The organism is Streptomyces griseorubiginosus (assembly GCF_001514195.1).
GTDB lineage: Bacteria > Actinomycetota > Actinomycetes > Streptomycetales > Streptomycetaceae > Streptomyces > Streptomyces griseorubiginosus.
The window spans coordinates 611,918-637,414 of record NZ_KQ948735.1; the positions used below are offsets into that span (position 1 = coordinate 611,918).

Below are 25,497 nucleotides of genomic sequence, written 5' to 3' on the forward strand. Positions count from 1 at the left end.
GGGAGCCCCGTACACGTACGGATTGGGTAGCCAGTGGTTCTCAAAACCTTCGGCTGGTCGTTCGCGGTCACCGCGCTCGGCCTGGTCGCCGCAGTCTTCTACGGGGGGTGGGAAGGCTTCGGTGTCGTGGCGATCCTCTCCATCCTCGAGATCTCGCTGTCGTTCGACAACGCGGTGGTCAACGCCGGAATCCTGAAGAAGATGAACGCCTTCTGGCAGAAGATCTTCCTCACCGTCGGTGTCCTGATCGCCGTGTTCGGCATGCGGCTGGTCTTCCCCGTCGTGATCGTCGCGATCAGCGCCAAGATGGGCCCCATCGAGGCCGTCGACCTCGCCCTCAACAACAAGGACCAGTACCAGGAGCTGGTCACCGACGCGCACCCGGCGATCGCCGCGTTCGGTGGCATGTTCCTGCTGATGATCTTCCTGGACTTCATCTTCGAGGACCGGGACATCCAGTGGCTGCGCTGGATCGAGCGCCCGCTGGCCAAGCTCGGCAAGGTCGACATGCTGTCGGTCTGCATCGCCCTGGTCGTCCTGCTGATCACCGCCTTCACCTTCGCCACCCACGCCCACCAGCACGGCGGCGCGCACGTCGACAAGGCGCAGACGGTCCTGATCTCCGGTATCGCGGGCCTGATCACCTACATGATCGTGGGCGGTCTCTCCGGCTACTTCGAGGACAAGCTCGAAGAGGAGGAGGAACGCGAGCACGAGGAGGAGGAGCGCGCCGAGCGCGAGGGCAAGCCCAAGTCGGCCGTGGTGATGGCCGGCAAGGCCGCGTTCTTCATGTTCCTCTACCTGGAGGTCCTGGACGCCTCCTTCTCCTTCGACGGAGTGATCGGCGCGTTCGCCATCACCAACGACATCGTCCTGATGGCGCTGGGCCTCGGCATCGGCGCGATGTACGTCCGGTCGCTCACCGTGTACCTGGTCCGCCAGGGCACCCTGGACGACTACGTCTACCTGGAGCACGGCGCCCACTACGCGATCGGCGCCCTCGCGGTGATCCTGATGGTCACCATCCAGTACGAGATCAACGAGATCATCACCGGCCTCGTCGGTGTGGTCCTGATCGGCTGGTCCTTCTGGTCCTCCGTGCGCCGCAACAACGCGCTGGCGGCCGCCGAGGGAAAAGCCGAGGGCTCGGACGAGAAGACTGAGGTCTCGTCCGGGGTGTGACACCCTTCCTGGTGAGGAACGCTCTGAGCGGGGCGGCCGGCCTCCGGCCGCCCCGCCGGTTTTCCAGGTAGTGACGCCGGTTTTCCAAAGTGAGCGTGGGGGCGGGAATGGGCTTCTTCGACGGGCTCCGGGGCGGCCGCGAGGTCGACTTCGACTCGGGCAGCGCGGCCAGCAACGCGATCGAACTGACCAAGCGGCACAACCGGGTCTCGCTCACCAAGCAGGGCGCGGCGACCGGGAACCTGCGCATCAACCTGACCTGGCGGATGCGGACCTCCGACATCGGGGGCTCACAGCGGGAGTCGCTGCTGCGGCACCCCTTCAAGGCGCTCAAGCCCCCGGAGGTCATGGGGCACAGCCAGTCCATGGTCAACGTCGACCTCGACCTGGGATGCCTGTACGAGCTGGCGGACGGCACGAAGGGGGTCGTACAGCCCCTCGGCGGTCTGCTGGGGGACGTCAACGCGCCGCCGTACGTGAAGCTCAGCGGGGACGACCGGTTCGGGTCGGCGTCCGGCGAGACGATGTACGTCAACCTCGACCACCGGGACCAGATCAAGCGGCTGCTGGTCTTCGTGTACATCTACGACCAGACGCCGGCGTTCGACCGTACGCACGCGATCGTGACGCTGTACCCCAGCAACGGGCCGCGGATCGAGATAGGCCTCGACGAGCGGCACCCCCAGGCGCGGTCCTGCGCGGTGGTGATGATCGAGAACGTCAAGGGTGAGCTCGTCGTGCGGCGTGAGGTGCAGTTCGTGTACGGGTTTCAGGGGGAGCTGGATCGGTTGTACGGGTGGGGGTTGCAGTGGGGGCGGGGCTATAAGGCGAAGGCGGATCGGTGAAGTTCGCCTGAGGGCTCGGGAGGTTCTGCTGGTTGGCGCCTGCGGGTCGTCCGTGGCTGATCGCGCAGTTCCCCGCGCCCCTGAAGGCGCTACTCCTCACCGCCCGATGAATTGGGGCCCTTGCGGCGGCATACGGAATTCGCCCGCTTGCACGGGCACCGGAGCCACCGGCTGCGGGTAGCCGTAGCCCGAGGCCGGGACCGTGGCCGGGGGAGTGGTCGGCTGGGGGTAGCCGTAGGCCGGCTGGGTCGGGACCGAGGTGGCCGACTGGGCCGGCTGCTCCGGGGGAAGGGGCTGGGCGGCGGGCTCCTCGGGGTCCGACTCGTCCACCGTGATGCCGAAGTCCGTGGCCAGGCCCTGGAGGCCGTCCGCGTAGCCCTCGCCGGTGGCGCGGAACTTCCAGCCCTCGCCGCGCCGGTACAGCTCGCCGCAGATCAGGGCCGTCTCCGCGCCCGTCTCGGGCTTGATGTCGAAGTAGGCCAGCGGCTCGCCGTCGGCGACCGAGGCGTCGTACAGCAGGATGCGCAGATCCCGTACCTGGTCGAAGGTGGCGCCCTCCGCCGAAGCGACCACGAGAATCTGACTGATGTCGGACTCGACACCGGCGAGATCCGTCTGGATCGTGTCGGTGGGACCCTCGGCGAGACGCTTCTTGCCGAGGAGCCAGACCTTGCCGGAGGGGTGGCGGGGCTGGTTGTAGAAGACGAAGTCCTCGTCGGACCGCACGCGACCGTCGGGGCCGAGGAGAAGTGCGGAGGCGTCGACCGGCGGAACCCCCTGGCCGGGCGCCCAGCGCAGCACAGCGCGTACCGTGGTGGCATCCAGCGGGACGTTCGACCCCTTCAGCATGGCGTGCGTCATGCGGTCATCCTGCCCTCTCGGTCCTGGTCACGACAACGCGGGGGTGCGGGAAAAGCGGTTCATGTCGTACCGGTGTCCAGCGGGCCGTGTTCCGCCGCGTTACCTGAAATTCATGCCCGGTGGGAACCTGGGACATGGGTACCTACGTACTATTACCGGCCACCTGTGAGCGGTTCGCAGGCGGCACAACTGCCACGGGGGAGTCCTATGCGTCATTTCGGGCACATCGCCCCTGAGGTGCGGCAGCGCCTCTTCCACCAGCAGCCCTGCGAGTTCACCGCGGACTCCCCGGCCCGGCTGCTCTCCGCGGCCCTGGGCGCCACGCTCTACAGCCCGGCCACCCGGCCGCGACTCGCCGACGACATCGTCAAACAGGCAGGGCTCGGCGTGGTCTCGATGGTGCTGTGCCTGGAGGACTCCATCGGCGACGAGGACGTGCCCGCGGGCGAGGAGAACCTCGTCCGCCAGTTCACCGACCTCGCGGACCGGGCGGTGGACCTGCCGCTGCTCTTCATCCGGGTCCGCCACCCCGAGCAGATCCCCGACCTCGTACGACGGCTCGGCCCCGCGGTGCGGCTGCTGTCCGGATTCGTGCTGCCCAAGTTCACCGAGGAACGCGGCATCCCCTTCCTGGAGGCCCTCTCCGTCGCCGAGGCCGCGAGCGGACGCCGGCTGTTCGCCATGCCCGTGCTGGAGTCGCCGGAGCTGCTCTACCGGGAGACGCGCGTAGAGACCCTCGAGGGCATAGCCCGCGCGGTCGACAAGTACCGCGACCGGGTCCTCGCGCTCCGCCTCGGCGTCACCGACTTCTGCTCCTCCTACGGCCTGCGCCGCGCCCCCGACATGACCGCCTGGGACGTCCAGATCGTCGCCTCCGTGATCGCCGACGTGGTGAACATGCTGGGCCGCGCCGACGGCACCGGCTTCACCGTCACCGGACCCGTCTGGGAGTACTTCCGCGTCCAGGAGCGCATGTTCAAGCCCCAGCTGCGCCGCAGCCCCTTCCTGGAGGGCCAGGCCGAGGAACTGCGCGAGGCCCTCATCGAGCACGCCATGGACGGCCTGCTGCGCGAGATCACCCTCGACCAGGCCAACGGCCTGCTCGGCAAGACCTGCATCCACCCCTCCCACGTCCTCCCCGTGCACGCGCTGTCCGTGGTCAGCCACGAGGAGTTCAGCGACGCCCAGGACATCCTGCGGCCCGAGCGCGGCGGCGGCGGGGTGCTGCGGTCGCAGTACACGAACAAGATGAACGAAGTGAAGCCGCACCGCGCCTGGGCCGAGCGGACCATGCTGCGCGCCGAGGTCTTCGGGGTCGCCAACGAGGACATCGGCTTCGTCGAGCTGCTCGCCGCCGGAATCACCAGCTAGACCACTCGTGGCATTCGTGGACACCAAGGGACGCATGAACAAGGCAGTGAACGACCGGACACCGGGCAAGGTCTGGTCGGGGACCTGGGTCGCCGACCGGCTCGGCGTCGAACTCGTGGGCGACGACCGGCTGAGGGACCTCCTGGGACTCGCCCTCCGGCGCAACCCCAAGCGGGCCCATCTCCTGGTCTCCCACGTGCTCGGCAAGCACGTCCCGCAGTCCCCCGCGGTGGTCTACGGCGAGGGCGTCGCCCTGGGCCGCAGGGTCCGCGAGCTGCTGGGCGACGAGGAGGCGGCCCGGGCGGTCGTCCTCGGCTACGCGGAAACGGCGACGGGCCTCGGCCACTCGGTCGCCGACGGCCTCGCCCTCGCCCCCTACCTCCACTCCACCCGCCGCCCGGTCCCCGGGGTGACCCCCGCGGGCGGCTTCGAGGAGTCCCACTCCCACGCCACCTCGCATCTGCTGCTGCCGGAGGACCCGGCCCTGCTGGCCGGCGAGGGCCCCCTGGTCCTGGTCGACGACGAGTTCTCGACGGGCAACACGGTCCTGAACACGATCAGGGATCTGCACAGCCGCTATCCGAGGAACCGGTACGTGGTGGTCGCCCTGGTGGACATGCGCTCGGAGGAGGACGCGGGCCGCCTGTCCGACTTCGCCGCGGAGATAGGCGCGAGCGTGGACCTGGTGGCAGCGGCATCGGGCACGGTGAGGCTCCCGGAGGGGGTGCTGGAGAAGGGGCAACAACTGGTCGCCGATCATGAGGCCCACCTAGGGGCGCGGGGAACTGCGCGACCAGCCCCCACACACCCGCACCCGGCAATCAACCGTGTGGACCTGATGTGGCCCCGCGACCTCCCCGACGGTGGCCGCCACGGATTCACTCCGGCGCACCGAATACGCCTCGAATCCGCACTCCCCGCGATGACGGCAAGGCTCGCCGAGGCGCTCCCCGCAAACGTGCACCACGTGCACATCCTCGGCTTCGAAGAGCTGATGTACGCCCCCCTCAGACTCGCCCACGCCCTCGAAGAGACCGCGGCCGAGACCACCGAGGTCACCTACTCCACCACCACCCGCAGCCCCGTCCTCGCCGTGGACGACCCGGGATACGCGATCCGCACCCGCCTCACCTTCCCGGCCCACGACACCCCCGCGGACGGCCCCGGCGACCGCTACGCCTACAACGTCGCCGGAGCCGGCTTCGACGCCGTGGTCGTCGTCGTCGACGACACCGCCGACACCCCCGAACTGCACGCGCCCGACGGCCTGTTGGCGCAGCTGGCCGCGCACACCCCGCACGTGGTCCTCGCCGTCGTCCCCAGTCATACGCCCGAAAGGCCCTCCATGCTCCCCGAGCCCCTCCGCGGCCCAGCCTTCTCCTCGTACGCCCCCGAAGAGGTCGGCTGGCTGCTCCAGGACCTCTCGGACGTCACCCTGGAGGCGCCGACCGAGGAGCGCGAGGAGGCCATCCAGAGCGGCGGCGCGCACTACGCGGAGTCGCTGCCCGTGGAGTACCAGCCGAGCGAGCAGTACCAGGAGCTGTTCCAGACGGCCCTGAAGGAGTCCTCCGCGAGGCTCGCGCAGGCCGTCGGCGCCGTCACGGAGATCGTGCTCCAGGAGCGCTCACCGCGTCCCGTCCTCGTCTCGCTGGCCCGCGCCGGCACCCCCGTCGGTGTCCTGATGCGCCGCTGGGCCCGCTTCCGCCACGGTCTCGAACTGCCGCACTACGCCGTCTCGATCGTCCGCGGCCGCGGTATCGACGCCAACGCCCTGCGCTGGCTGGCCGCCCACCACGACCCGGCCGACGTCGTGTTCGTCGACGGCTGGACCGGCAAGGGCGCGATCACCCGCGAACTGGCCGACGCGATCAAGGAGTTCGAGGCCGAGGACGGGGCCACCGGCTTCGACCCGGAGATCGCGGTACTCGCCGACCCCGGCTCCTGCGTGCGGACGTACGGCACCCGCGAGGACTTCCTGATCCCCTCCGCCTGCCTCAACTCCACGGTGTCCGGCCTGATCTCACGGACCGTCCTGCGCGCGGACCTGGTCGGCCCCGACGACTTCCACGGCGCGAAGTTCTACCGCGAACTCGCGGACGTCGACGTGTCGGTGGACTTCCTCGACGCGGTCGCCGCCCGTTTCCCCGAGGTCGTGGACGCCGTTGACGCCACTGTGAAGGAACTGCTGGCCGGCGACCGCGAACCGACCTGGGAGGGCTGGGCGGCCGTCGAACGCATCAGTGAGGAGTACGGCATCCACGACGTCAACCTCGTCAAGCCGGGCGTCGGCGAGACCACCCGGGTGCTGCTGCGCCGGGTGCCCTGGAAGATCCTGGCGCGCGCCGGTGCGGGCGCCGACCTGGACCATGTCCGTCTGTTGGCCGAGCAGAGAGGTGTCCCCGTGGAAGAGGTCGCCGAACTCCCGTACACCTGCGTGGGGTTGATCCACCCCAAGTACACGCGGGGCGCGACTGGCGCCGACGGCCGGGCGGTGAACCTCTGATGCCGACCCAGCCTCCCGTGCTCGTCGCCAGCGATCTCGACCGTACGCTCATCTACTCCGCCGCCGCCCTCGCGCTGACCATGCCGGACGCGCGGGCGCCCCGGCTGCTCTGTGTCGAGGTGCACGAGAGCAGACCCCTGTCGTACATGACGGAGACGGCCGCCGGACTGCTCTCCGAGCTCGGTGACCAGGCGGTGTTCGTGCCGACGACGACCCGCACCCGCAAGCAGTACCAGCGCATCAACCTCCCCGGCCCCGCACCCGCCTACGCGATCTGCGCCAACGGCGGCCACCTGCTCGTCGACGGCGTCACCGACCACGACTGGCACGCCGGCGTCACCGCCCGCCTTGCCGACGAGTGCGCGCCCCTGGAGGAGATCAGCGCCCACCTCCACGAGACGGCCGACCCGGTGTGGCTGCGCAAGCACCGGATCGCCGAGGACCTCTTCGCCTACCTCGTCGTCGAGCGCGAACTGCTGCCCGAGGACTGGGTGAAGGAGCTCGCGGTGTGGGCCGAGGAACGCGGCTGGACCGTCTCCCTCCAGGGCCGCAAGATCTACGCCGTCCCGAGGCCCCTCACCAAGAGCGCGGCCGTGCGCGAGGTCGCCCGGCGCACCGGGGCCTCCTGGACGCTGGCCGCGGGTGACTCCCTGCTCGACGCCGACCTGCTGCTGGCCGCCGACCGGGGCTGGCGGCCGGGCCACGGGGAGCTGGCGGACGAGGGCTGGACGGCCCCCGCGATCAGCGCGCTGCCCGAGAGGGGCGTGCTGGCGGGGGAGCGGATCCTTCGGGAGTTCCTGAAGGCGTCCCGTCCGTAGCGGACGTCCCGTCAGTGGCGGACGTTCCGTCAGTGGCGGACGTTCCGTCAGTGGCGGACGTCCCGTTGGTGGCGGACGCCGGCCGCCGCCGCAGTCGTACGACCACGAAGGCCGCGACCGCGACGGCGGCGGCGACCAGGACGACCTTCGAGTACGCGGACACCACGTCGGTGACCTGGGTCCAGTTGGCGCCCAGGGCGTGGCCCGCGAGGACGAACGCCGTGTTCCACAGGGCGCTGCCGAGCGTGGTCAGGGTCAGGAACACCGGCAGCGGCATGCGTTCGACACCGGCCGGGATCGAGACCAGGCTCCGGAAGACGGGGATCATGCGGCCGAAGAACACCGCCTTGGTGCCGTGCCGCAGGAACCAGGCCTCGGTGCGCTCGACGTCACTCGCCTTGACGAGCGGCAGCCGGGCCGCGAGGGCCACCGTGCGGTCCCGGCCGAGGAGCGCGCCGACGCCGTAGAGCGCGAGGGCGCCGATCACCGAGCCCGCCGTCGTCCACAGCAGCACGGCGAGCAGGCTCAGCCTGCCGGTGCTCGCCGCGAAGCCCGCGAGCGGCAGGATCGCCTCGCTCGGGATGGGCGGGAAGAGGTTCTCCAAGGCGATGGCCACCCCGGCGCCGGGCGCGCCCAGGGTGTCCATGAGGCCGTTGACCCACTCGATGGCTGACATGGGCCCACGTTAGGGAAGCGGACCTGAAGCCCACCTGAAGAGACTGCTGCCGTACGGCCGCCGGCTCGCCGTCGCGCTGTGCTGTGGCCGTCAGCCGCAGCAGCCGCCGCCGCAGCACCCTCCGCCGCCGCCTGCCTGAGGGGCCGGGGCCGACGCGGCGGCCGAGCCGCCCACCGCCACTGTCGACAGCAGCTTCACGGTGTCGTCGTGGCCGGCCGGGCAGTCGGCGGGGGCCGAGGACTCGGCCATGGGGCGGCTGAGTTCGAAGGTGTCGCCGCAGGTCCGGCAGCGGTATTCGTAGCGAGGCATGAGCACAGGTTAACCGGACCGCCCCGAGCGACCCAGGCCCCGCTCCGACCCCTCCGACGTACCCGGGTTGCCGGTCCGTCGGCATCCGGTGCTGCGCCGGGCGGCCCCTTCCTGTCGTCCGATGCGCGGACGGGCGGGGGGATCGGACATCCCCTGAGGCGTTTTCGGCAAGGCCTAGGGATTCGAGATGTCTCGTACCCCCTATCCGAGGAGACCCCCATGGCCCACAGACACGCTGCGGCAGGCGGTGCCGCGTTGACGGTGCTCGGCGCGCTCGTGCTGGCAGGACTGCCCGCGGCCGCGGCCGCCGAGCCCCCCGCGCCGCCGCCGGTACCCTCCGCCGCCGGGGCACCCGGCGTCGGCGAGCCCTCGCCCGCGATGCTGCGGGCGCTGGAGCGTGATCTGAAGCTGACCGAGGCGCAGGCCAGGGCCCGGCTGGTCAACGAGGCCGAGGCAGGCTCGCGCGCCGGCCGGCTCCAGAACGCGCTCGGCGAGCGCTTCGCCGGCGCGTGGCTCAGCGGCCTCACCTCCGCGGACCTGTCGGTCGCGACCACCGACGTCGCGGACACCCCGGCCATCGAGGCCGCCGGTGCGCGGGCCGTGGTGGTCAGGACACCGCTGGAGGAGCTGAAGGCCGTACGGGCGAAGCTGGACGCCACCGCGACCGGCAAGGCAGTCGACACGCCGGTCCGGTACATCGACGTCCGCACCAACCGGGTCACGGTGCAGGCGACGAGCCGTGCCGCCGCGGACACGCTCGTCGCGGCCGCCGGTGTCGACAGCGCGCTCGTGGATGTCCAGGTGTCGGCCGACCAGCCCCACGCGCTGTACGACATCCGGGGCGGCGACCCGTTCTACATCGACGGCACGGCCCGCTGCTCGGTGGGATTCGGGGTCACCAAGGGCGACCAGCAGGGGTTCGCCACGGCCGGTCACTGCGGACAGGCGGGTGCGACGACCACCGGGTACAACCAGGTCGCGCAGGGCACCTTCCAGGCCTCCGTCTTCCCCGGCAACGACATGGCCTGGGTGGGCGTCAACTCCGACTGGACCGCGACGCCCGCCGTGAAGGGCGAGGGCGACCAGGACGTCCAGACCGCCGGCTCGGTGCAGGCGCTGACGGGTGCCGCGGTGTGCCGCTCCGGCTCCACCACGGGCTGGCACTGCGGCACGATCCAGCAGCACGACACGAGCGTCACCTACGCCGAGGGCACGGTCGACGGCGTGACCCGTACGACCGTGTGCGCGGAGCCGGGCGACTCCGGTGGTTCCTTCATCTCGGGCGTCCAGGCCCAGGGCGTCACGTCCGGCGGCTCCGGCGACTGCACGCGCGGCGGCATCACCTTCTACCAGCCGATCAACCCGCTGCTCAGCGCGTACGGCCTCACGCTCAAGACCAGCACGGCGGAGAGCGGGACGCCGGCTCCCGAGGACGGCGGCCAGGCGGGCGGCTGGGCCGCGGGCCGGGTGTACGAGGTCGGGGCGCGGGTGACCCTCGGCGGCGTCTCCTACGAGTGCCTCCAGGCCCACCAGGCGCAGACCGCCTGGCAGCCGGCGCTGGCTCCCGAGCTGTGGCAGCCGGTGTGAGGACGGGCTGAGGTCGCGGTGGTGGTGACGGGGGCGGTGACGGGGCGGTGACGGGGGCGGCCGAGGTCCGGCCGCCCCCGCCGCGCTACAGCTCGGCCAGCAGTGCGTAGGCCGTCGGCACGAAGGTGTCGCGGGCACGGAAGCGGCGGGTGCACAGCGCGGCCAGGGCCGTGCCGGTGGCGGGCCGGAAACCCAGGAAGGCCTGTTGGCCGAGGGTCGCCCCGCCGTGGAAGTACATCGGGCCGTGCTCGGTGGGGTGCTGGAACCAGGCGACGGTGTGCACGTGCCGGTGCCCGATCCCGCGCCGGAGCACCGGGCGGCGTACCGCGCGCAGCGCGTCGGCGAGCGGGTGGTCCGACGGATCCAGGTGGGCTTCGAGGAACGTGAGCAGGTCGTGCGGGTCGGCCCGGACGGCGCCGGCCGCCTGGAAACCGCCGACGTCCAGTGGGGGAACGGGCGTTGTGCCGTCCTTGCGGTGTCCGGTGGCATCGGTGTCCGGCCCGCCGGGGCCGAGGGTGATGCCGCCGAGCCCCAGGGGACGCAACACCTGTCCGGTGAGCAGGGCGTCCCACGGGGTGCCGGTCGCCGCCGTGAGGGCGTGGCCGAGGACGGCGACGCCGAAGTTGGAGTAGTGCCAGCGGGTGCCGGGCCGGTGGCGCGGCCGGTGGCGCAGGAAGGCGTCGACCACGCGCTCGGCCGGATAGCGGGCGTAGGGGTTGGTGTGCCAGACCGGCAGCCCCCGGACGAAGAAGTCGGCGGGCAGGGCGGGCAGTCCGGCGGTGTGGGTGATCAGATGGGCGAGCGTGACGGGGTCCCTGTCCGAGCGCCGGGATGGGTCCAGCAGCGCGGCGGCCGGCAGTCCCGCGGACAGCGCGCCCGTCCGCGTCCGGTGGGCGAGGAGCAGTCCGGTGAACGTCTTGGAGGCCGAGCCCAGTTCGTAGCGCAGCCGGTGGCGTGGGACGGGCGGGGGCGGCGCGGTGCCGCCGGTGCGCAGGGTGCGGCGACCGTGCCGGGAGAGGGCGAAGACCACGTCGGGCGCGTCCACGGCGTCGACGGCCGCGGCCAGCAGCTCATCAGGCTCGCCGGACTCCTCCGGCTGCTCCGACTCCTCCGGCTGCTCCGGCTGCTCTGACTCCTCCGGCTGTTCCGGTTGCTCCGGCTCGCCCGGCCACGGAGCGGGACGCGCCCGAGGGTGTGCGCGGGTCGTCATGACGGGGTCCGTGCGAGTCGCGTCAGGGCGCGGGAGGTGGCCAGCACGGAGGCGAAGGCGGCGACCAGCGTCGGGTGGTACACGATGTCGAACACCTCGTCGGGGTCGCCCTCGGGCATCGTGCGCACGGCGGGCATCGCTCCGTCGGGCTGCTGGGCGGCGGCGAAGCCTTCCCAGGCCCGCACGTCGAAGGTGGGGTCGGGCAGACAGGCGTCGACGACGAGCAGTTCACCGAGCAGGTCCCAGCGGCGCAGATCGAGCCAGTCGTCCAGCCAGGCCGGCAGCCAGAGCGCGAGGTAGTCGGCGATCCCGGCCGGCAGGCCCTCGGGGCGCTCGCCCCAGTCGGTGAGGTGGAAGACGGTGTGGGTGATGTCGTAGGCGATGTGCCCCTCGACCGTCCAGGGTTCGGGCGAGCGCCCCAGCCAGGTCGCGCCGACGAGCTCGGCCTCCGGGGGCCGGGGCGGCACGCCGAAGCGGCGCTGGAACGCGGACAGGCCGAGGCGGCGGACCGGTGACATCTCCAACGCGGCGAAACTGTCGAGCCGTTGGTTGAGCCGGAAGGCCCGTTCGGCCTCGGGGCTGCTGTACCCCAGTTCCCTGAACGGCAGATACACCTCGAAGGGGATCGGCGACAGGGGCTCGACGTGCTGGCCGCGCACCAGCATCCGGCCGCCGTCCAGGGTGTGGCACCAGGCGTGGTCGATCAACTGCCGTGCCAGCGTGGCCTGTCGGGAACCGGCCACGCCCTCGCGGAACAACACCGCGCAGATGAGGGCGAGTTCACCAACCGGTTTGAAGCGTTCGAGGAAGCCCACCTCGGGGTCGACGTCCGACTCCAGCCGGAAACCGTCCCGGTGGGCGTGCAGCCACTCCAGGGCCCGGACGCCGACGTTGTGGACGAGACGCGTGTGGTTCATTCCGGCCCTCCCCGTCCTCCTGTCGGCCTTCCCCGTCCGCCGGCCGCGGCCCCGCGCAACCGGTCGAGGGTCAGTGCGGCGGCGAACGCCGTCATCAGGGTCGAGTGGTAGCAGTCGAGGAAGGCGGGTGCGGTCGTACGGCTGCCGCGTCCGCCGACCTCCGGGACGGCACCGGAGTCGTCCTGGGCCGCCGAGAGTCTCGCCCAGGCCTCGCCGAGCAGGGCGCGCTCGGGCGGGCCGGGCAGGCTGCTCGCCACCGCGAGGAGTTCGCAGCACAGGTCCCACTGCTCGTCCTCCAGACAGGTGTCGAGCCAGGGCGGGAGCCAGTGCCGCAGGTAGTCCGCGACCTGCGGGGGCACGGCTCGCGGGGTCAGGCCCCAGTCGGTGAGGTGGAAGACCACGTGGGTCAGCGTGTAGCCGGAGGGGAGTTCGAAGGTCCATGGTTCCGGCAGCCCGGCGAGCCAGGTGCGCTCCAACGCCCGTGCCATGTCGCCGTGCGGGGTGATTCCGCTGCGGCGCTCGGAGTTGAGCACGCTCAGCCGCCGGTTGGGTTCCTGCTCCGTGACGTGCCAGCCGCGGGTGCGGGCCACCGTCGCGGTGGCGCTCTCGTAGCGGTCGTGCCGCAGGCCCGCGGAAGCGAACGCCGCGTAGACCTCCAACGGGTAGGTCGCGAAGGGTTCGAGGCGTTGCAGCTCCATGAACAGGGCGCCCCGGCCGGTCTGTTGCCACGCGAACGACAGCAGGTCGGACGCCAGCACATGCAGCGGATCGGTCCGCCCGGTGTGCCGCCGTACGCAGACGCACACCTGGGCCAGCTCGCCCAGGGGCTTCCAGGTGGTGTTCACGTTGCCGTGCTCGGCGAGCGCGTCCTCGTCGAGCGCGAAGCCGTCGCGGTGGGCGGACACCCAGGTCAGCGCGGCCTCGCCCAGGCCCCGGACCCCGCGCGCCGGGCGGACCTCCGCGGCCGCCGTCACACCGGCACCCGGGTGCGCAGCAGTTGGGCGGCCCGCACCTGGAACGCCACGCGTGCGTCCTCGCCGCCCATCTGGGCCACGAACTCCAGCCCGGTGTCCAGGCCCAGGGTTTCCGGCACCCCGTCGAGGAGGGTCAGCCAGCGTCCCGCTCCGGCCGCCTGGAGCCAGTCGCGGCGGCGGACGGCCCGGACGAATCCCCGGGCGACGTCGACCGGGCGGCCGCGTGCCACGCGGGTCACCGCGCTGTCCTCGCCGGGCAGCGCGAGCGGGGCGAGCACGGCGAGTTGGTGGGTCAGGAACTGCCACGGCGCCTCGTCGAGCCACTGCGCCCCGGGCTCGCTCCCGTCGCCGGGCGCGCCGTCGAGGCTCGCGTCCAGCCGCAGCAGCGCCCGCCGCATCGCCCAGTGGCTCCACAGCGAGGTGGGCGGGGCGTCGGCGGGTGGCGGCCAGGCGTGAACGGCCTTGGCGAACACGGTGAGATCGGCCGGCTCGGGGGGTGCGCAGCGCAGCAGCACGCTCGGCAGGACGGCATCGGCTCCCACCACGCGTACGGCGGCGAGGGCCGGGTCGGGGGCCGCCTCGGGGCCGTCCCCGTCCATGACCCTGCCTGCGAGCCGGAAGCGGTCTCCGCTCCGAAGAGCGGAGACCAGTTCCGACATGAGGTCCTGCACCGCGCCCGCGAGGCGGGTCGAAGCGCCTGACTGCTCCATGCGGATTCTCCCGTCAGCCCTTCTTCGGCCGTGGCGTCGGAGGCGACAGCAGGAGGTTGCTCGACGAGGACGTCAGAGCGAGCGCCGCGCACTGGCGGCTGTCGCGGTAGTAGCCGTCGGCCTCGACGGGGTCGAGAGCCGCTTCGACGTCGATGCCCTGGACCTCGGTGAGGTCGTCGAGCTGGAACTCGGTGGAAGACATACCACCATCTCCTTTGAGAGAGATCTGCGGGTCTAGTTCCATGTCACCGCATTGGGGCGATCTATGCAAAAAAGGATGAAATGTCCAATTCGGAGTGCACGTTGCAGAGTGCACGGCCCCGGAGTGCGCGGGTCAGTGCGCGCCGCCGCGCTCCTCGCGGATCTGGGAGACCACCCGCGCCACCGCCTGCCGTACCGCTTCCGTCTCGGTCAGGAAGTGCCAGTAGTCGGGGTGGCGGCCCTCCAGCGTGCCGATCGCCCGGTCCAGCCGGGCCACCGCGTCGTCCAGGGGGCGCGCGTGCCGTGGGTCGGGAGTGGTACGGCCGGTCATCGCCAGGCGCTGGGCGTCCCGCAGGGCGAAACGGGTGCGGTCGATCTCCTGCTGGGGGTCCTTCTGCACGGCGTTCAGCCGGCGCAGCCGGTCGCCTGCCGCCGAGACGGCCTCGTCGGTGGTGTTGAGCAGGGCACGGACCGTGGAGAGCAGCGAGGTCGCGTCCGGCCAGCGCTGTTCGTCGCGCGCGGCCCGCGCCTCACGGAGCTTCAGCTCGGCCTGCCGGACGTTCTCCGTGGCCTGGTCCGGGACGTGCTGGAGGTCCTGCCAGCAGGCCGCGGTGAACCTGCGGCGCAGTTCGCTCAGGACCGGGTCGACCTGGCCAGCGCGGGTGGTGAGCGCCTCGGCGCGGGTCCGCAGCGAGACCAGCCGGTGGTCGATCTCCGCGGCCCGCTCCGGCAGCCGCTCGGCCTCCGCCCGGATCGCCCCGGCCTCCCGGGCCACCCGCTCGGCCCGCTCCAGGGTCTGCGGCACACCGTGCTGCCCGGCGCCCTGGTTCAGCTTCGTCAGCTCCGGTCCGAGGGCCGCGAGCCGGGTGGCGAGGTCGTCCGCCTTCAGCCCCGACTCCCGTACGGCGTCCAGGGCGTTGGAGGCGGCCAGCAGCCCCTGCCGGGCCCGTTCCACGGCCGGGGCGAGCCGGGCCAGCTGGGTCTCGGCCTTGCCGAGCAGCGGGGCGAGGCTGTCGCCGAAGCGGTCCAGCTCCTTCTTGACGTTGCCGAGGTCGTCCTTGGCCCGGGTCAGCTCGGTGCGCGCGCGGGCGGCGGCCGACGCCTCCAGGTCGTCCCGGTCGAGGTCATGGGCGTCCACGGCCTCGATGTAGTGGCTGCTCGCCTCGTCGATGCGCGCGCTGATCGCCTGGAAGTCGGCGACCGCGCGCTTGGCGGCGGGGGAGTCGTCGACGGCCGTGATGGTCTCTATCGAGATCCGCAGATCCCGCTGGGCGGTGTCCAGTTCGTAGAACGCGGCCGCGGCGGCGTCCTTCGCGGCCTGCGCCTCGGCCCGCTGGCTCTCCGCGCGCCCGCCGAACCAGCGCCGGGTACCCCCGCCGGCGAACGCGGCCGGGAGCGCGAGGCCGGCGAGCAGCGGCAGCCCGATCAGGGTGAGGGTGTCCTTGAGCGCCTGGCGGTGTGCGCGCGGCCTCGACGGCGACAAGTACGGCTGCTTCGGTGTCGCCGTCACATCCCTCTCCCGTGCTGTGGTCCGTCCTGGCGGTGCCCGGTGTCATTCTCCCACCGGTAAGGGACGAACACACGGGCCGGTCAGTTCGCGGTTCGCACCGTGATCTTCCCGTCTCCGCTCTCGGCGGACACGACGTGCCCGGCCGAGTCGGAGCGGGGCACGGACACGTCGACCCCGCCGTCACCGGACCGCGCGTCCACCCGGTAGGTGGCCCTCGGCAGCTCCACGGTCACGGAACCGTCGCCGCTGCGGGTCTCCACCCGCTCCGGTACGGCGCCCAGTTCGAGGTGGAGCGAGCCGTCGCCGCTGCGGGCGGTGACCCGGCGGGAGGTGACCTCCGCGCGGATCGAGCCGTCGCCGGTGCGCAGGTCCAGCGGTCCGCTGGAGTCGGTGACGCGCACCGAGCCGTCACCGGAGCTGATGCCGAGCGGCCGGGTGAACCCGCGTGCCCGCACGCTGCCGTCCCGGTTCTCGACCTTCACGGCGATGTCCCGGGGCACCTCTATGCGGTGCTTGGCCGCGCAGTCGGCGACGACACCGCTGCACTTCATCCGCAGCGTCAGCCGGTCGTTCTTCATCGACCAGGTCACCTCCGGGTCCTTGCCGACGGCGACGGTCCCCTGGAACCAGCGGGTCACCTCGATCGAGCCCGGCTTGTTCGAATCGGCGGCGACGATCTCCAGCGCCGAGTCGTCGGAGTCGACGGTGAGGGTGCGGCCCTGGAGGGCGAAGGACTTGTGGTCAGGGGTCTTGTCGTCCCCGGCGGAGGCGCAGGCGGTGGCGCCGGCGACGAGAAGCGCGACGACCCCGGCCGCGGCGGCGGCACGTGCGGGAACGGAACGGACCATGACGATCTCCCCCTGAAGTGGCCCTGGGCGGGCGGTCGCGGGCACTCCGCGACCCTGCTTCCGACCCTAGGGACCGGGGTGGTCGAGGGGGATCCGGGCCGCTCCCGGAGAAGGGGTGGGGTTTTCCCCCGTATCGACCCTGACCCTCGTGGCCGTGCGGGTAAGGGTTTGCAGGACAGGGTCCGCGGCAAGGTAGGCTGTCGACTCGTCTCGGGTGCGTAGCTCAGGGGTAGAGCGCCTGCCTTACAAGCAGGATGTCGGCGGTTCGAAACCGTCCGCGCCCACATCGGGAGAAGACCCCGGCCGATCACGGCCGGGGTCTTCTCATGTGCGCCGGGTTCCTCCCGCGTTCAGTCGCTCTCCCGTGCGCCGGTTCCGTGCGCGTGCTTCAGGCCGGAGCGGGCCTCCACGCGCTCGGACGACGCCACCTCCGTCCAGAAGCGGTGGGTGGTGACGAAGACCGCGAGTTCGTGTTCGCGCTGCCGGAGCTTCTCCACCTCGGCCTGTTCGTCCGGGGTCCAGCCGGGAGAGGCGGGGCGCTCCACCTTCCGCCAGCCGCTGTCGTCGCTGAAGCCGTCCAGGGGCGCGACCGACCAGGGAAGCCGCTTGAGCAGGGCCGACAGCTCGGCCCGGACCTGATGCAGCTCCTCCTGACCGGCGAGGAGGTCACTCGGAAAGTCATAGGTCGTTGCCACGGCACAATGCTACGCCTGTTCGATTTTGGGTGGCGAGTGTCTTCTGGGGGTTCACGCGAACGGGTGTGCCCCCGGGCGGTAGCCGCTGGTGACGGCGGTAATACGGGCGAGGCGGGGTAAGGGGACGTCCATCAGCCGCTGTTGAGAACGCGACCAGCCCGTGCGCAGAGGGAGCCGAGGATGACCGACGACGCCTACCTGTTCCTGCTCGACGACCCGTCCGTGCCGCTCGGCGTGGCCCCCGCCGAGGTCGGGGAGCTGGCCTGCATGGACACTCCCGCGGTCCGCGCGTGGCTGGACGCGCAGGGCAGCACACCCACCTCGCCGCATCTGCGGCTGCTGCCCCCGGAGGAGAACGCGGCCGTGCCCGAGGGGGCGGAACGGCTGCCCGTGCCGCTGAGCGACGAGGAGCTGAGCCGGGTCCGCCATCTGTCGGCACCCGGTTCGCACGCCGACGTCGAGCAGGAGCTGCTCGCCTATCGCGACCTCGCGGACGGCCGGGACGACCTCATCGGCCGCGCCCTGGCCGCGGGTGTGCCCCCGCACCGGATCGTCGAACTGACGGGGGTGGACCCGGCCACGGTCACGGCGGCGGCGGGAGGCTGACGGCAGGGGCGGACCCCCTCATGGGCTGCGGGCCGCGCCCCCTCACGGGCGCACCCTCACGGGAGCCGTCCGGGGTCAGTCGCCCGGGCCGGGGTCCGGGTGGACGGCCGACTCGATGCCGGCCCGGGCCGCCTCCAGCTGGGCGGCGAACGCGATGCCGAGGAAGAGCGCGACCCCGGTCAGATTGGCCCACAGCAGCAGCGCGATGAAGGCCGTGAGCGGCCCGTACACCGCACCGAAGGCACCGCTCTCCTCGACGTACAGCGCGAGCAGCCAGGTGGCCGCGACCCACAGCAGCAGATGCACGGCCGAGCCGAAGGCCAGCCAGGTGTAGCCGGGCTGCACGCGGCGCGGCGACCAGCGGAAGATCACCGCGGACGCCACCCAGGCCAGCGCCAGCCCCACGGGCACGTCCAGCACACCCCACCAGCGCGGCCCGCCGCCGTCCTCGCCGAGGGTCCGGGCCACCGCGTCGCCCACCGCCTCACCGGCCACCAGCACGACGAAGCCCAGCACCAGGGGGAGCCCGGCGGCGAGCGCGAGCACGATCCCGCGCCCGTACTTGCGCGGGAAGGGCCGGTCGCGCTCGATGCCGTAGATCCGGTTGGCGCCGCGTTCGATCTGGCCCATGGCGGAGGCGAGGTTCAGCAGGGCGAAGCCGAGGCCCAGCCACAGGGCGAGCGTGCTCCAGACACTGCCGTGGGCGGTGCGCCGGGTCCCCTCGAAGGCCTCCTCGACGATGTCGGCGCTGGCGCCCGGCACGATCCGGCCCAGCGTGAGCTCGATGACCCGGCCCACGCTCTCCGTGTGCACCGAGGTGGCCAGGCCCACCAGCGCCACCGTGCACGGCACCAGCCCGAGCACCACCTGGAAGGCGAGGGCACGCGCGTTGGTGAAGCCGTCCGCGTAGCGGAACCGTGCGAAGGAGTCGGTGAACAGCCGCAGCCCCCCGTAGTGGCGCAGCGCGGCGAACGCCTCGTCTCCGGAGAGTTCGTCCCCGATCATGTCCCTGGTCTGCGGGACGTGGACGGCGGTACCCATGGCGCTCCTTGTCGTACGGCGGCTCCCTGTGCGCATGCCCCGTGAAACGGGCTTTTCAGCGTCGGCCGCCGAACTCCCACGCGTGGACCTCCACGGCCGCGTACCGCTCCTGGGTCAGCACGGCCCGGGCCCGGTCCGGGTCCGCGGCACGGACCAGGGCCGCGGTGCCCAGCCAGGCGGTCGCGTCGTCGGACAGCAGCGGGCCGTACGCGATCAGGTCGTCCTTGCCGGGCGGTACGGCGAGGTCGGCGGCCTCTCCCGAGCCGAGACCGAGCACCAGGTACCGGTCGTCACCGGTCCGGCCGCCCGGGAAGTCCCACATGGTGCGGCCCAGCAGGTTGCGCCAGCGGCGCAGCAGGACGTCCCGGTAGGCGCCCGCCTGGTAGTTCGGCTCATCGAAGGCGAACGCCCGCGCGGCGGCGGGATCGGGCAGGTCGACGATGTGCACGCTGCCGGTGAGCGTCTCGCCGTCGGTGGTGAAGGTCGGCCCACGGGCGATCAGCTCGGCCTCGTACCCGTCCATGTAGGCCCAGTGCGCTTCCGTCAGCTCCTCACGCAGGGGCAGGGAGCCGGGACGGTCGCGGTGATAGCAGAAGAACTCCATGCCCGGCAGCCTCGCCCACGACGGGCGACGGCTCAACGGCATTACGCCTGTCGTGAGTTCGCGAGCACTGGGGACGGGGAGTGCACCGGGTGTCGTCGTGGCCGGGGGGTTGTCAGACCCGGGCTCTAGTGTGGGGGACATGGTCGGGGTGGCGGCGGAGGTGCGGGTGGAGCGGGTGGAGCAGGTGCGGTTGGTGCCCTGGGCGGAGGGGGACTTCTGGCTGCTGGAGCGGACCAACAGTCCTGAGATGACCGCGCACCTGGGCGGGCCCGAGAGCGAGGAGAAGCTCGTCTCGCGGCATCGGCGGTATGTCGAGCTGTCGGCGGGGCGGATGTACCGGGTCACGCTCGCGGAGGGCGGCGAGACCGTCGGTTCCATCGGGTTCTGGGAGCGGGAGTGGCGGGAGGAGTGGGTGTGGGAGACCGGGTGGGGGATCCTGCCGGAGTTCCAGGGGCGGGGGCTGGCCGCGCAGGCGGCCCGAGCCGTCGTCACGGAGGCGCGGGCCGCCGGCGGACACCGGTATCTCCACGCGTTCCCGAGCGTGGAGCACCTCGCGTCGAACGGGGTGTGCCGCCGGGCGGGCTTCACGTTGCTGGGACAGGCCGAGTTCGAGTACCCGAAGGGGCACTGGCTGACGTCCAACGACTGGCGGTTCGATCTGGAGGCAGGGGAGGGCTGAGCCGAGTCGGTCAGGGGCGGGTGCGGGGTGCTGCCGTCACAGGCTCCGCCGGCCGTTGAGGTTCATGGCATTCGTTCAGGAGCGGGCGGAAGCGCCGATCCGCTCCGGGAGGGAGACTGTCGGTATGTGCCGCAGTATCAAGACGCTTCGTCCACCCGTACTGCCCGAGGAGGCGACGGAGGAGGAGATCCGGGCCGCCGCGCTCCAGTACGTGCGCAAGGTGTCGGGGTTCCGCGCCCCGGCCGCACACAACCAGGAGGTGTTCGACCGCGCCGTCGAGGTGATCGCCGAGGCGACCGCGGAACTGCTGGCCGGCCTGGAGGTCCGCGGCGCCGCCCGACGAGAGGCGAGCTGAGCGCGGCGAGGCGTAGGTGATCCGGGTTCAGCTGGAGCTGGAGCCAGGGTCTGTCGTGCTGTTCTCCCGGACCGTCATCCCTCGCCCTACCCCGCCTCAACCGGTCGGCGGCGCATCACGTACGCCGCTCCCGCGCCCGCTCCGAACAGTGCTGCCACCGAGACTCCCGTGGCCAGCCATGTGGCCCCCAGCCAGTGCGCGCCGAAGTAGCCGAGGGCGACGCTGTACGCGGCCCAGGAGAGACCGGCCAGGGCGGACCAGGGGAGGAAGTCGCGGGCTCGGCGTTGGGCCGTGCCGGCGAGGAGGGAGACCACCGAGCGGCCGGCCGGGGCGAAGCGGGCCAGGACCACCAACGCCCCGCCCCCCGCGGCCAGCGCATCGCCGAGACGTTCCTGCGCCGTGGTGAGGCGACGGGAGCGGGCGATGGCGCGGTCGAGGCGTTCTCCGCCCCGGAAGGCGAGGCGGTACGCCGCGAGGTCGCCGAGGACGGACGCGGTCGTCGCGCAGAGGATCAGGGAGAGGACGTCCGGGACCCGTCCGGTCGCCGCGCTGCCCGCGGCCGCCGCCGTCGCGGCCGTGATGACGAGCACCCCGCTCGGCAGCACCGGCAGGAACACGTCGAGGAGCACCGACAGCGCGACCATGGCGTAGATCCATGGACTGCCGGTCAGCGACCCCAGACTCTCCAACACCGCGTCTCCCCGTGATTCCCCCTGGACAGCCATACAGCGTACGCGTGGAGTGTGACAGGAGATTCACGGGGGGCTCACGAGACGCGTGCGACTTGTTCACCCGGCTGCCGGGTCCCGGGGAGCGGGCCGGGGTCTCGCGAACGTGCCGGTGCCCTCCCCAGGGACGCGGGGAGGGCACCGTACGGGATCCGCTCAGACGGCCACCGGCTCGGCGGCCGGCTTGCGTTGCTCCGTCGAGCGCTTGGCGAGCAGCCGGTCCAGGCCGAACGCGCCGGACCCGGTGAAGACCAGCAGCAGGAGGGCCCAGCAGAACATCGCCGCCGCCTCACCGCCGTTCTCCATGGGCCACAGGGCGTGCGGCTGGTGGACCTTGAAGTACGCGTACGCCATGGATCCCGCCGCGACGAACGCGGCGACGCGCGTGCCCAGGCCGAGGAGCACGAAGGCTCCGCCGACGAGCTGGATCACGGCCGCGTACCAGCCGGGCCAGGTACCGGCGTCGAGGGTGCGGCCGGTGCCCATGGCACCGCCGAGCACGCCGAAGAGCGAGGCGGCGCCATGACAGAGGAAGAGCAGGCCGACGACGATGCGGTACAGGCCGAGGGCGTATGGCTGGGCGCTGTTCAGGCGTCCGGTCATGTGGGGGACTCCTTCGGTCGGGTCGGTCCCACTAGGGGGATCGCCCCAGGGGGATGGGACCGAGTGAGCCATCCACGGTAGGGGCCCCTCTTTGATGCTTGCAAGTTCAACATCTGGCCACTGATTCGTCTCAGTCGTCCCAGTCATTTCGCTCGCAGCCGCACGTGGGAGGGCTGTGGTCGCCGTATCCGCTTCCGAAAGTGTGTCCGAATGTGCTTCTGGGTCCGTTCCTGCGGGAAGAGCAACTCCCGTACAGGGCCACGTTATTGACGAGCAATCAGATAGGGGTCAGAGTTCGGACTCCGACACCGTCAGCAGCCGTACCCGCCCCTGACCCGACTCCCGCGCCTGCTCCAGCCGCAGCCGTGCCGAACGGCCGTTCAGAGTCAGTGTCATGAGCTGGTTGCCGAACCACGGGCCGCCCGTGTGCCGCCAGGACACCGGCGGTTGCTCACAGCGGCCGTGCCGGGCGAGCCGCCGGCCGAGCGCCCGCGCCGTCGCGCTCCAGCCGAAGCGGAAGCCGAACCGGATGTAGCCGGGGACGGAGTTGTGGACGGGCGAGCAGGTGAGCTGGAGGACCCGCGCGTCGGGACCGCCGGTGTGCCACTTCGGCTCGGCCACGTACGCGTGGTGCACGTCCCCGGAGAGCACCAGCACCGTCGCCGGCGCCTCGGGCCCGGAGCCCACCTCGGCGATCAGGTCCGCCAGCGCGGCGAACGACCGCGGGAACGCCGCCCAGTGCTCCAGATCCGCCTTGCGCCGCAGATCCTCCCCGAAGCGGGCCCAGCGCGCCCCGCGCTCCCCCCGGCACAGCGCCGCGTCCCAGGCCTCGGCGTCGTGCACCAGGTGCGGCAGCAGCCAGGGCAGCGAGGTGCCGATCAGGAGATGGTCGTAGGAGGAACGCTCCGCCAGCACCTGCTCGCGCAGCCACTCGGCCTCGCCGGGGTCCAGCATCGAGCGCTTCTCCTCCTCGAGGACCCGGGCCGCGCGGGAGTCGACCATGAGCAGCCGCACCCGGCCGAAGTCGCGCCGGTAGCTCCAGCGCACGGAGGCGGCGTCGGCGTCGGCCCGGCAGGCGAAGGCGCGCAACTCGTCGGTGCCGTCCGGGGACTGCCGTACGGCGGCGTAGAGCGGGTCGGCGGCCAGTTCGGCCGGCGGGAGGTTGCCCAGGTGCTGGTAGACCCAGTACGACATGAGGCCGCTCAGCAGCCGCTCGCGCCACCAGGAGACCGCGCGCATGTCCTCCAGCCAGGCGGCGGAGGTGTTCCAGTCGTCGATGACGTCGTGGTCGTCGAAGATCATGCAGCTGGGGACGGTGGAGAGCAGCCAGCGCACCTCGGGGTCGAGCCAGGACTCGTAGTAGAGGTGGGTGTACTCCTCGTAGTCCGCCACCTGGGCGCCCGGCGGGTCGCTCAGATCGCGGCGGGCGGCCAGCCAGCGCTGGGTGGCGGGGGAGGTCTCGTCGGCGTAGACCTGGTCGCCCAGCAGCAGCAGGACGTCCGGGCGTTCGCCGTCCGGGTCGGCGGCGATCCGGGTCGCGAGGGTGTCCAGGGCGTCCGGGCCCACCGGGTCCTTCTCGCCCTCCGGTGGCGCGGCCCAGCGGCAGGAGCCGAAGGCGACCCGGACGGCGGCGTCCTCGGCGGGGGTGTGGATGACCGACGGGGGGAACGGCGAGTCGGGCAGCGGCCACACGCGGATGCCGTCCAGGAACACCTCGTACGACCGGGTCGTGCCGGGGGTGAAGCCGTCCACCGGGACGAGGGCGTAGTGGTGGCCCGCGATCTGGAAGGTGCCGGACGTGCCGGAGGTGCCGTCCGAGCAGCGCACCTCGGCCGTGCACGGACGGCTCGTCTCGACCCACACGGTCGCGGACGAGCCGTCGACGTACCTCAGCAAGGGACCCAGCCGCAGATCGGTCACGTGATCCTCCTCCGTCGCCCCGTACGGTACGGAACGACGGAGGTCCGCGGGGAGGTTCCGACGCGGAATCGTCAGCAGTTCGCCAGGTAGTTCGTCAGCGCGGTCTTCTCGGCCGAGTCGACGGAGAGGTCGTAGTAGTACTTCACCTGGACCCAGGCGCGGACGTAGGTGCAGCGGTACGAGGTGAGGGACGGCATCCAGGTGGCCGGGTCCTGGTCGCCCTTGGACTGGTTCACGTTGTCCGTGACCGCGAGCAGCTGCGGGCGGGTGACGTCGTTGGCGAAGGCCTGGCGCTGGGCCGTGGTCCAGGCGCTCGCGCCGGAGTCCCAGGCCTCGGCGAGCGGGACCAGGTGGTCGATGTCCAGGTCGGAGGCGGCGGTCCAGGTGGCACCGTCGTAGGGGGAGTACCAGCTGCCGCTGGTGGCGGTGCAGGCGGAGTTGGTGACGACGTTCGAGCCGTCGCGCTTGAGGATGTACTCGCGCGTGTTGCAGGTGCCGCTGATGGTGATCCAGGTCGGGAACAGGTCCCGGTTGTAGCCGGTGCGGTTCTCGGTGGCCACGGTGAGCGAGGCGAGGTAGGTGCGGGCGGTGGCCGCGCTGACCGGGGTGGGGAGGGCCGCGGAGGCGGACGGGCCGTTGAGGACCGCGACGGAGGCTATGAGCGCGGTGAGGGCGCCGAGTATGCTGAGCCGTCGACGCGCGTAGAACTTCGACATGCGAACTCCCTGGCGGGGTGGGGGTGTTGAGGCGCGGGCGATCGAATGCTCGGCGCACCGTGTTGCCGGGAGGTGTGCGCCCGGTAAGAAGTTAGTGACGCGTACATGACATGACAAGGTTTACGGTGAAACGATCACGTAGGATGGTCGGAGTTGAAGGGGAGTAGCTCTTCGCCGGACCGTCGACATACTGCTCAGCTCGTCTGAGCCGGCGCCCGGAGGCAGGCCCGCCCGCGCGGACCGGCCAGCGAGACCTTCGGCAAGCAGTGCACGCCCGTGCCGTACCGGCCCGGGTGCCGAGTGCTCTGCCGTGCCGAGGTGTCGTCGTGTGAGGTGCAGCACTCTCGGTGGGGCAGCCCGACCGATTGAGGACCCTTGATCAGCATCACCGTGACGGCCGTCGTGTTCGGCGTCGTCTTCCTCGCCGAACTGCCCGACAAGACCGCGCTCGCCGGCCTCGTCCTGGGCACCCGCTACCGCGCCTCCTACGTCTTCGCGGGCGTCGCCGCCGCCTTCGCGCTGCATGTCGCGCTCGCCGTCGCGGCCGGCAGCGTGCTGACCCTGCTGCCGCAGCAGATCGTGCAGGCGATCACCGGCGTGCTCTTCCTGGGCGGCGCGGCCGTCCTGCTGCTGAAGAAGGACGACGGCGACGAGGAGATCCGCAAGCCCGAGAACCAGTCCTTCTGGAAGGTCGCCGGGGCCGGGTTCATGCTCATCCTGGTCGCCGAGTTCGGCGATCTGACCCAGATCATGACGGCCAACCTCGCGGCCCGTTACGACGACCCGCTCTCCGTGGGTCTGGGTGCGGTGCTCGCGCTGTGGGCGGTGGCCGGACTCGGGATCGTCGGCGGAAAGGCCCTGATGAGGCGGGTGCCGCTGAAGCTGATCACCAGGATCGCGGCGCTGCTGATGCTGGCCCTCGGCCTGTGGAGCCTGTGGGAGGCCGTGGGCGGCTGAGGCGAACAGTGGGTGAACTGTTCCGGGTCGTTCCCGAAGGCGGTGGCGTGAACCCGCTCCGGTTTTGTACC

General features: G+C 71.8%; 27 protein-coding genes and 1 tRNA gene. 11 read left to right on the top strand and 17 right to left on the bottom strand.

Annotation, left to right across the window (positions count from 1 at the left end; translation table 11 throughout):
* Window positions 1-33 precede the first annotated feature (33 nt).
* Window positions 34-1,182: a DUF475 domain-containing protein gene (locus AQJ54_RS09250; protein ID WP_062033811.1), complete on the top strand. Its 1,149-nt coding sequence runs from the start codon at window positions 34-36 to the stop codon at window positions 1,180-1,182.
* A gap of 107 nt (window positions 1,183-1,289) precedes the next feature.
* Entirely contained in the window at window positions 1,290-2,027 is a 738-nt protein-coding gene (locus AQJ54_RS09255) for a TerD family protein (protein ID WP_030325530.1), read from the top strand.
* Window positions 2,028-2,123: 96 nt separating this feature from the next.
* Here the strand turns inward: AQJ54_RS09255 and AQJ54_RS09260 are convergent, their stop codons facing one another.
* Complete coding sequence (locus AQJ54_RS09260) at window positions 2,124-2,888, bottom strand: TerD family protein (RefSeq protein ID WP_062033814.1); 765 nt, start codon at window positions 2,886-2,888, stop codon at window positions 2,124-2,126.
* A 207-nt stretch (window positions 2,889-3,095) separates the two neighbouring features.
* On the opposite strand from AQJ54_RS09260, the gene AQJ54_RS09265 reads away from it, so the two are divergent.
* From AQJ54_RS09265 to AQJ54_RS09275, 3 genes are read left to right on the top strand one after another with little or no spacing between them, the layout of a single operon-like run.
* Window positions 3,096-4,259: an HpcH/HpaI aldolase/citrate lyase family protein gene (locus tag AQJ54_RS09265; protein ID WP_030325533.1), complete on the top strand. Its 1,164-nt coding sequence runs from the start codon at window positions 3,096-3,098 to the stop codon at window positions 4,257-4,259.
* Between the two features lie 34 nt (window positions 4,260-4,293).
* Complete coding sequence (locus tag AQJ54_RS09270; RefSeq protein WP_062237073.1) at window positions 4,294-6,762, top strand: phosphoribosyltransferase; 2,469 nt, start codon at window positions 4,294-4,296, stop codon at window positions 6,760-6,762.
* On the top strand, window positions 6,762-7,580 hold the full coding sequence (locus AQJ54_RS09275) for an HAD family hydrolase (RefSeq protein WP_062235840.1): 819 nt from the start codon (window positions 6,762-6,764) through the stop codon (window positions 7,578-7,580). Before AQJ54_RS09270 ends, AQJ54_RS09275 begins: the two co-directional genes overlap by 1 nt.
* Here the strand turns inward: AQJ54_RS09275 and AQJ54_RS09280 are convergent.
* The gene (locus AQJ54_RS09280) at window positions 7,504-8,256 is read right to left on the bottom strand and encodes a DedA family protein (RefSeq protein ID WP_062235843.1); all 753 of its coding nucleotides are present in this window, start codon (window positions 8,254-8,256) and stop codon (window positions 7,504-7,506) included. The genes AQJ54_RS09275 and AQJ54_RS09280 overlap by 77 nt on opposite strands.
* Window positions 8,257-8,346: 90 nt before the next feature.
* A complete protein-coding gene (locus tag AQJ54_RS09285; RefSeq protein WP_030325537.1) occupies window positions 8,347-8,565 on the bottom strand; it encodes an FmdB family zinc ribbon protein in 219 nt (72 codons plus the stop codon).
* 219 nt (window positions 8,566-8,784) lie between these two features.
* Between AQJ54_RS09285 and AQJ54_RS09290 the strand changes: the two genes are divergently transcribed.
* Window positions 8,785-10,152, top strand: a complete 1,368-nt coding sequence (locus tag AQJ54_RS09290) for an alpha-lytic protease prodomain-containing protein (RefSeq protein ID WP_062235846.1) — start codon at window positions 8,785-8,787, stop codon at window positions 10,150-10,152.
* Window positions 10,153-10,237: 85 nt separating this feature from the next.
* Here AQJ54_RS09290 and AQJ54_RS09295 read toward each other — a convergent pair whose 3' ends face one another.
* The 7 genes from AQJ54_RS09295 to AQJ54_RS09325 all read right to left on the bottom strand — a co-directional run bounded on the left by AQJ54_RS09295 (window position 10,238) and on the right by AQJ54_RS09325 (window position 16,522).
* Window positions 10,238-11,362 carry a serine hydrolase domain-containing protein gene (locus tag AQJ54_RS09295; protein ID WP_062235849.1) on the bottom strand — a complete coding sequence of 375 codons (1,125 nt, stop codon included), beginning with the start codon at window positions 11,360-11,362 and terminating at the stop codon, window positions 10,238-10,240.
* Window positions 11,359-12,279: a DUF6895 family protein gene (locus AQJ54_RS09300; protein WP_062235852.1), complete on the bottom strand. Its 921-nt coding sequence runs from the start codon at window positions 12,277-12,279 to the stop codon at window positions 11,359-11,361. The genes AQJ54_RS09295 and AQJ54_RS09300 overlap by 4 nt, the downstream gene beginning before the upstream one ends.
* Window positions 12,276-13,253: a DUF6895 family protein gene (locus tag AQJ54_RS09305; RefSeq protein WP_062235855.1), complete on the bottom strand. Its 978-nt coding sequence runs from the start codon at window positions 13,251-13,253 to the stop codon at window positions 12,276-12,278. Before AQJ54_RS09305 ends, AQJ54_RS09300 begins: the two co-directional genes overlap by 4 nt.
* Complete coding sequence (locus tag AQJ54_RS09310; protein WP_062235858.1) at window positions 13,250-13,963, bottom strand: hypothetical protein; 714 nt, start codon at window positions 13,961-13,963, stop codon at window positions 13,250-13,252. The genes AQJ54_RS09305 and AQJ54_RS09310 overlap by 4 nt, the downstream gene beginning before the upstream one ends.
* 13 nt (window positions 13,964-13,976) lie before the next feature.
* The gene (locus AQJ54_RS09315) at window positions 13,977-14,165 is read right to left on the bottom strand and encodes a hypothetical protein (RefSeq protein ID WP_020136474.1); all 189 of its coding nucleotides are present in this window, start codon (window positions 14,163-14,165) and stop codon (window positions 13,977-13,979) included.
* 132 nt (window positions 14,166-14,297) lie between these two features.
* A complete protein-coding gene (locus AQJ54_RS09320; RefSeq protein WP_062235861.1) occupies window positions 14,298-15,674 on the bottom strand; it encodes a coiled-coil domain-containing protein in 1,377 nt (458 codons plus the stop codon).
* An 80-nt stretch (window positions 15,675-15,754) separates the two neighbouring features.
* Window positions 15,755-16,522 carry a DUF4097 family beta strand repeat-containing protein gene (locus AQJ54_RS09325; protein WP_062235863.1) on the bottom strand — a complete coding sequence of 256 codons (768 nt, stop codon included), beginning with the start codon at window positions 16,520-16,522 and terminating at the stop codon, window positions 15,755-15,757.
* A 212-nt stretch (window positions 16,523-16,734) separates the two neighbouring features.
* On the opposite strand from AQJ54_RS09325, the gene AQJ54_RS09330 reads away from it, so the two are divergent.
* Window positions 16,735-16,806, top strand: a tRNA-Val gene (locus AQJ54_RS09330).
* Window positions 16,807-16,872: 66 nt separating this feature from the next.
* On the opposite strand, the gene AQJ54_RS09335 is transcribed toward AQJ54_RS09330, so the two are convergent.
* Entirely contained in the window at window positions 16,873-17,217 is a 345-nt protein-coding gene (locus tag AQJ54_RS09335) for a hypothetical protein (RefSeq protein WP_062235867.1), read from the bottom strand.
* A gap of 180 nt (window positions 17,218-17,397) precedes the next feature.
* Between AQJ54_RS09335 and AQJ54_RS09340 the strand changes: the two genes are divergently transcribed.
* Complete coding sequence (locus tag AQJ54_RS09340; RefSeq protein ID WP_062033858.1) at window positions 17,398-17,823, top strand: DUF6003 family protein; 426 nt, start codon at window positions 17,398-17,400, stop codon at window positions 17,821-17,823.
* 75 nt (window positions 17,824-17,898) lie between these two features.
* On the opposite strand, the gene AQJ54_RS09345 is transcribed toward AQJ54_RS09340, so the two are convergent.
* Together AQJ54_RS09345 and AQJ54_RS09350 are read right to left on the bottom strand one after the other, a co-directional pair.
* Window positions 17,899-18,864 (bottom strand): YihY/virulence factor BrkB family protein, encoded by a 966-nt coding sequence (locus AQJ54_RS09345; RefSeq protein ID WP_062235870.1) that lies wholly within the window; start codon window positions 18,862-18,864, stop codon window positions 17,899-17,901.
* Between the two features lie 55 nt (window positions 18,865-18,919).
* Window positions 18,920-19,468 (bottom strand): YciI family protein, encoded by a 549-nt coding sequence (locus tag AQJ54_RS09350; RefSeq protein ID WP_062033864.1) that lies wholly within the window; start codon window positions 19,466-19,468, stop codon window positions 18,920-18,922.
* Between the two features lie 139 nt (window positions 19,469-19,607).
* Between AQJ54_RS09350 and AQJ54_RS09355 the strand changes: the two genes are divergently transcribed.
* Both AQJ54_RS09355 and AQJ54_RS09360 read left to right on the top strand, forming a co-directional pair.
* Window positions 19,608-20,147 (top strand): GNAT family N-acetyltransferase, encoded by a 540-nt coding sequence (locus tag AQJ54_RS09355; protein WP_062025330.1) that lies wholly within the window; start codon window positions 19,608-19,610, stop codon window positions 20,145-20,147.
* Window positions 20,148-20,271: 124 nt separating this feature from the next.
* On the top strand, window positions 20,272-20,502 hold the full coding sequence (locus AQJ54_RS09360; protein WP_020136484.1) for a DUF2277 domain-containing protein: 231 nt from the start codon (window positions 20,272-20,274) through the stop codon (window positions 20,500-20,502).
* 86 nt (window positions 20,503-20,588) lie between these two features.
* Here AQJ54_RS09360 and AQJ54_RS09365 read toward each other — a convergent pair whose 3' ends face one another.
* The 4 genes from AQJ54_RS09365 to AQJ54_RS09380 all read right to left on the bottom strand — a co-directional run bounded on the left by AQJ54_RS09365 (window position 20,589) and on the right by AQJ54_RS09380 (window position 24,469).
* Window positions 20,589-21,146, bottom strand: a complete 558-nt coding sequence (locus tag AQJ54_RS09365; protein WP_020136485.1) for a DedA family protein — start codon at window positions 21,144-21,146, stop codon at window positions 20,589-20,591.
* 240 nt (window positions 21,147-21,386) lie between these two features.
* Window positions 21,387-21,833: a DoxX family protein gene (locus AQJ54_RS09370; RefSeq protein WP_062235873.1), complete on the bottom strand. Its 447-nt coding sequence runs from the start codon at window positions 21,831-21,833 to the stop codon at window positions 21,387-21,389.
* Window positions 21,834-22,121: 288 nt separating this feature from the next.
* The gene (locus AQJ54_RS09375; protein ID WP_062235876.1) at window positions 22,122-23,753 is read right to left on the bottom strand and encodes an alkaline phosphatase D family protein; all 1,632 of its coding nucleotides are present in this window, start codon (window positions 23,751-23,753) and stop codon (window positions 22,122-22,124) included.
* Window positions 23,754-23,824: 71 nt separating this feature from the next.
* A complete protein-coding gene (locus AQJ54_RS09380; protein WP_062235880.1) occupies window positions 23,825-24,469 on the bottom strand; it encodes an HNH endonuclease family protein in 645 nt (214 codons plus the stop codon).
* Window positions 24,470-24,844: 375 nt separating this feature from the next.
* Here AQJ54_RS09380 and AQJ54_RS09385 point away from each other — a divergent pair, with 375 nt between their 5' ends.
* Window positions 24,845-25,426 carry a TMEM165/GDT1 family protein gene (locus AQJ54_RS09385; protein ID WP_062235882.1) on the top strand — a complete coding sequence of 194 codons (582 nt, stop codon included), beginning with the start codon at window positions 24,845-24,847 and terminating at the stop codon, window positions 25,424-25,426.
* The last annotated feature ends 71 nt before the right edge of the window (window positions 25,427-25,497 follow it).

Excerpts from the sequence above, each read along its gene's own strand:
- AQJ54_RS09255 (WP_030325530.1), top strand. The coding sequence starts at position 1,290 with ATGGGCTTCTTCGACGGGCTCCGGGGCGGCCGCGAGGTCGACTTCGAC.
- AQJ54_RS09260 (WP_062033814.1), bottom strand. The coding sequence starts at position 2,888 with ATGACGCACGCCATGCTGAAGGGGTCGAACGTCCCGCTGGATGCCACC.
- AQJ54_RS09265 (WP_030325533.1), top strand. The coding sequence starts at position 3,096 with ATGCGTCATTTCGGGCACATCGCCCCTGAGGTGCGGCAGCGCCTCTTC.
- AQJ54_RS09270 (WP_062237073.1), top strand. The coding sequence starts at position 4,294 with ATGAACAAGGCAGTGAACGACCGGACACCGGGCAAGGTCTGGTCGGGG.
- AQJ54_RS09275 (WP_062235840.1), top strand. The coding sequence starts at position 6,762 with ATGCCGACCCAGCCTCCCGTGCTCGTCGCCAGCGATCTCGACCGTACG.
- AQJ54_RS09280 (WP_062235843.1), bottom strand. The coding sequence starts at position 8,256 with ATGTCAGCCATCGAGTGGGTCAACGGCCTCATGGACACCCTGGGCGCG.
- AQJ54_RS09285 (WP_030325537.1), bottom strand. The coding sequence starts at position 8,565 with ATGCCTCGCTACGAATACCGCTGCCGGACCTGCGGCGACACCTTCGAA.
- AQJ54_RS09290 (WP_062235846.1), top strand. The coding sequence starts at position 8,785 with ATGGCCCACAGACACGCTGCGGCAGGCGGTGCCGCGTTGACGGTGCTC.
- AQJ54_RS09295 (WP_062235849.1), bottom strand. The coding sequence starts at position 11,362 with ATGACGACCCGCGCACACCCTCGGGCGCGTCCCGCTCCGTGGCCGGGC.
- AQJ54_RS09300 (WP_062235852.1), bottom strand. The coding sequence starts at position 12,279 with ATGAACCACACGCGTCTCGTCCACAACGTCGGCGTCCGGGCCCTGGAG.
- AQJ54_RS09310 (WP_062235858.1), bottom strand. The coding sequence starts at position 13,963 with ATGGAGCAGTCAGGCGCTTCGACCCGCCTCGCGGGCGCGGTGCAGGAC.
- AQJ54_RS09315 (WP_020136474.1), bottom strand. The coding sequence starts at position 14,165 with ATGTCTTCCACCGAGTTCCAGCTCGACGACCTCACCGAGGTCCAGGGC.
- AQJ54_RS09325 (WP_062235863.1), bottom strand. The coding sequence starts at position 16,522 with ATGGTCCGTTCCGTTCCCGCACGTGCCGCCGCCGCGGCCGGGGTCGTC.
- AQJ54_RS09340 (WP_062033858.1), top strand. The coding sequence starts at position 17,398 with ATGACCGACGACGCCTACCTGTTCCTGCTCGACGACCCGTCCGTGCCG.
- AQJ54_RS09345 (WP_062235870.1), bottom strand. The coding sequence starts at position 18,864 with ATGGGTACCGCCGTCCACGTCCCGCAGACCAGGGACATGATCGGGGAC.
- AQJ54_RS09350 (WP_062033864.1), bottom strand. The coding sequence starts at position 19,468 with ATGGAGTTCTTCTGCTATCACCGCGACCGTCCCGGCTCCCTGCCCCTG.
- AQJ54_RS09355 (WP_062025330.1), top strand. The coding sequence starts at position 19,608 with ATGGTCGGGGTGGCGGCGGAGGTGCGGGTGGAGCGGGTGGAGCAGGTG.
- AQJ54_RS09360 (WP_020136484.1), top strand. The coding sequence starts at position 20,272 with ATGTGCCGCAGTATCAAGACGCTTCGTCCACCCGTACTGCCCGAGGAG.
- AQJ54_RS09365 (WP_020136485.1), bottom strand. The coding sequence starts at position 21,146 with ATGGTCGCGCTGTCGGTGCTCCTCGACGTGTTCCTGCCGGTGCTGCCG.
- AQJ54_RS09370 (WP_062235873.1), bottom strand. The coding sequence starts at position 21,833 with ATGACCGGACGCCTGAACAGCGCCCAGCCATACGCCCTCGGCCTGTAC.
- AQJ54_RS09380 (WP_062235880.1), bottom strand. The coding sequence starts at position 24,469 with ATGTCGAAGTTCTACGCGCGTCGACGGCTCAGCATACTCGGCGCCCTC.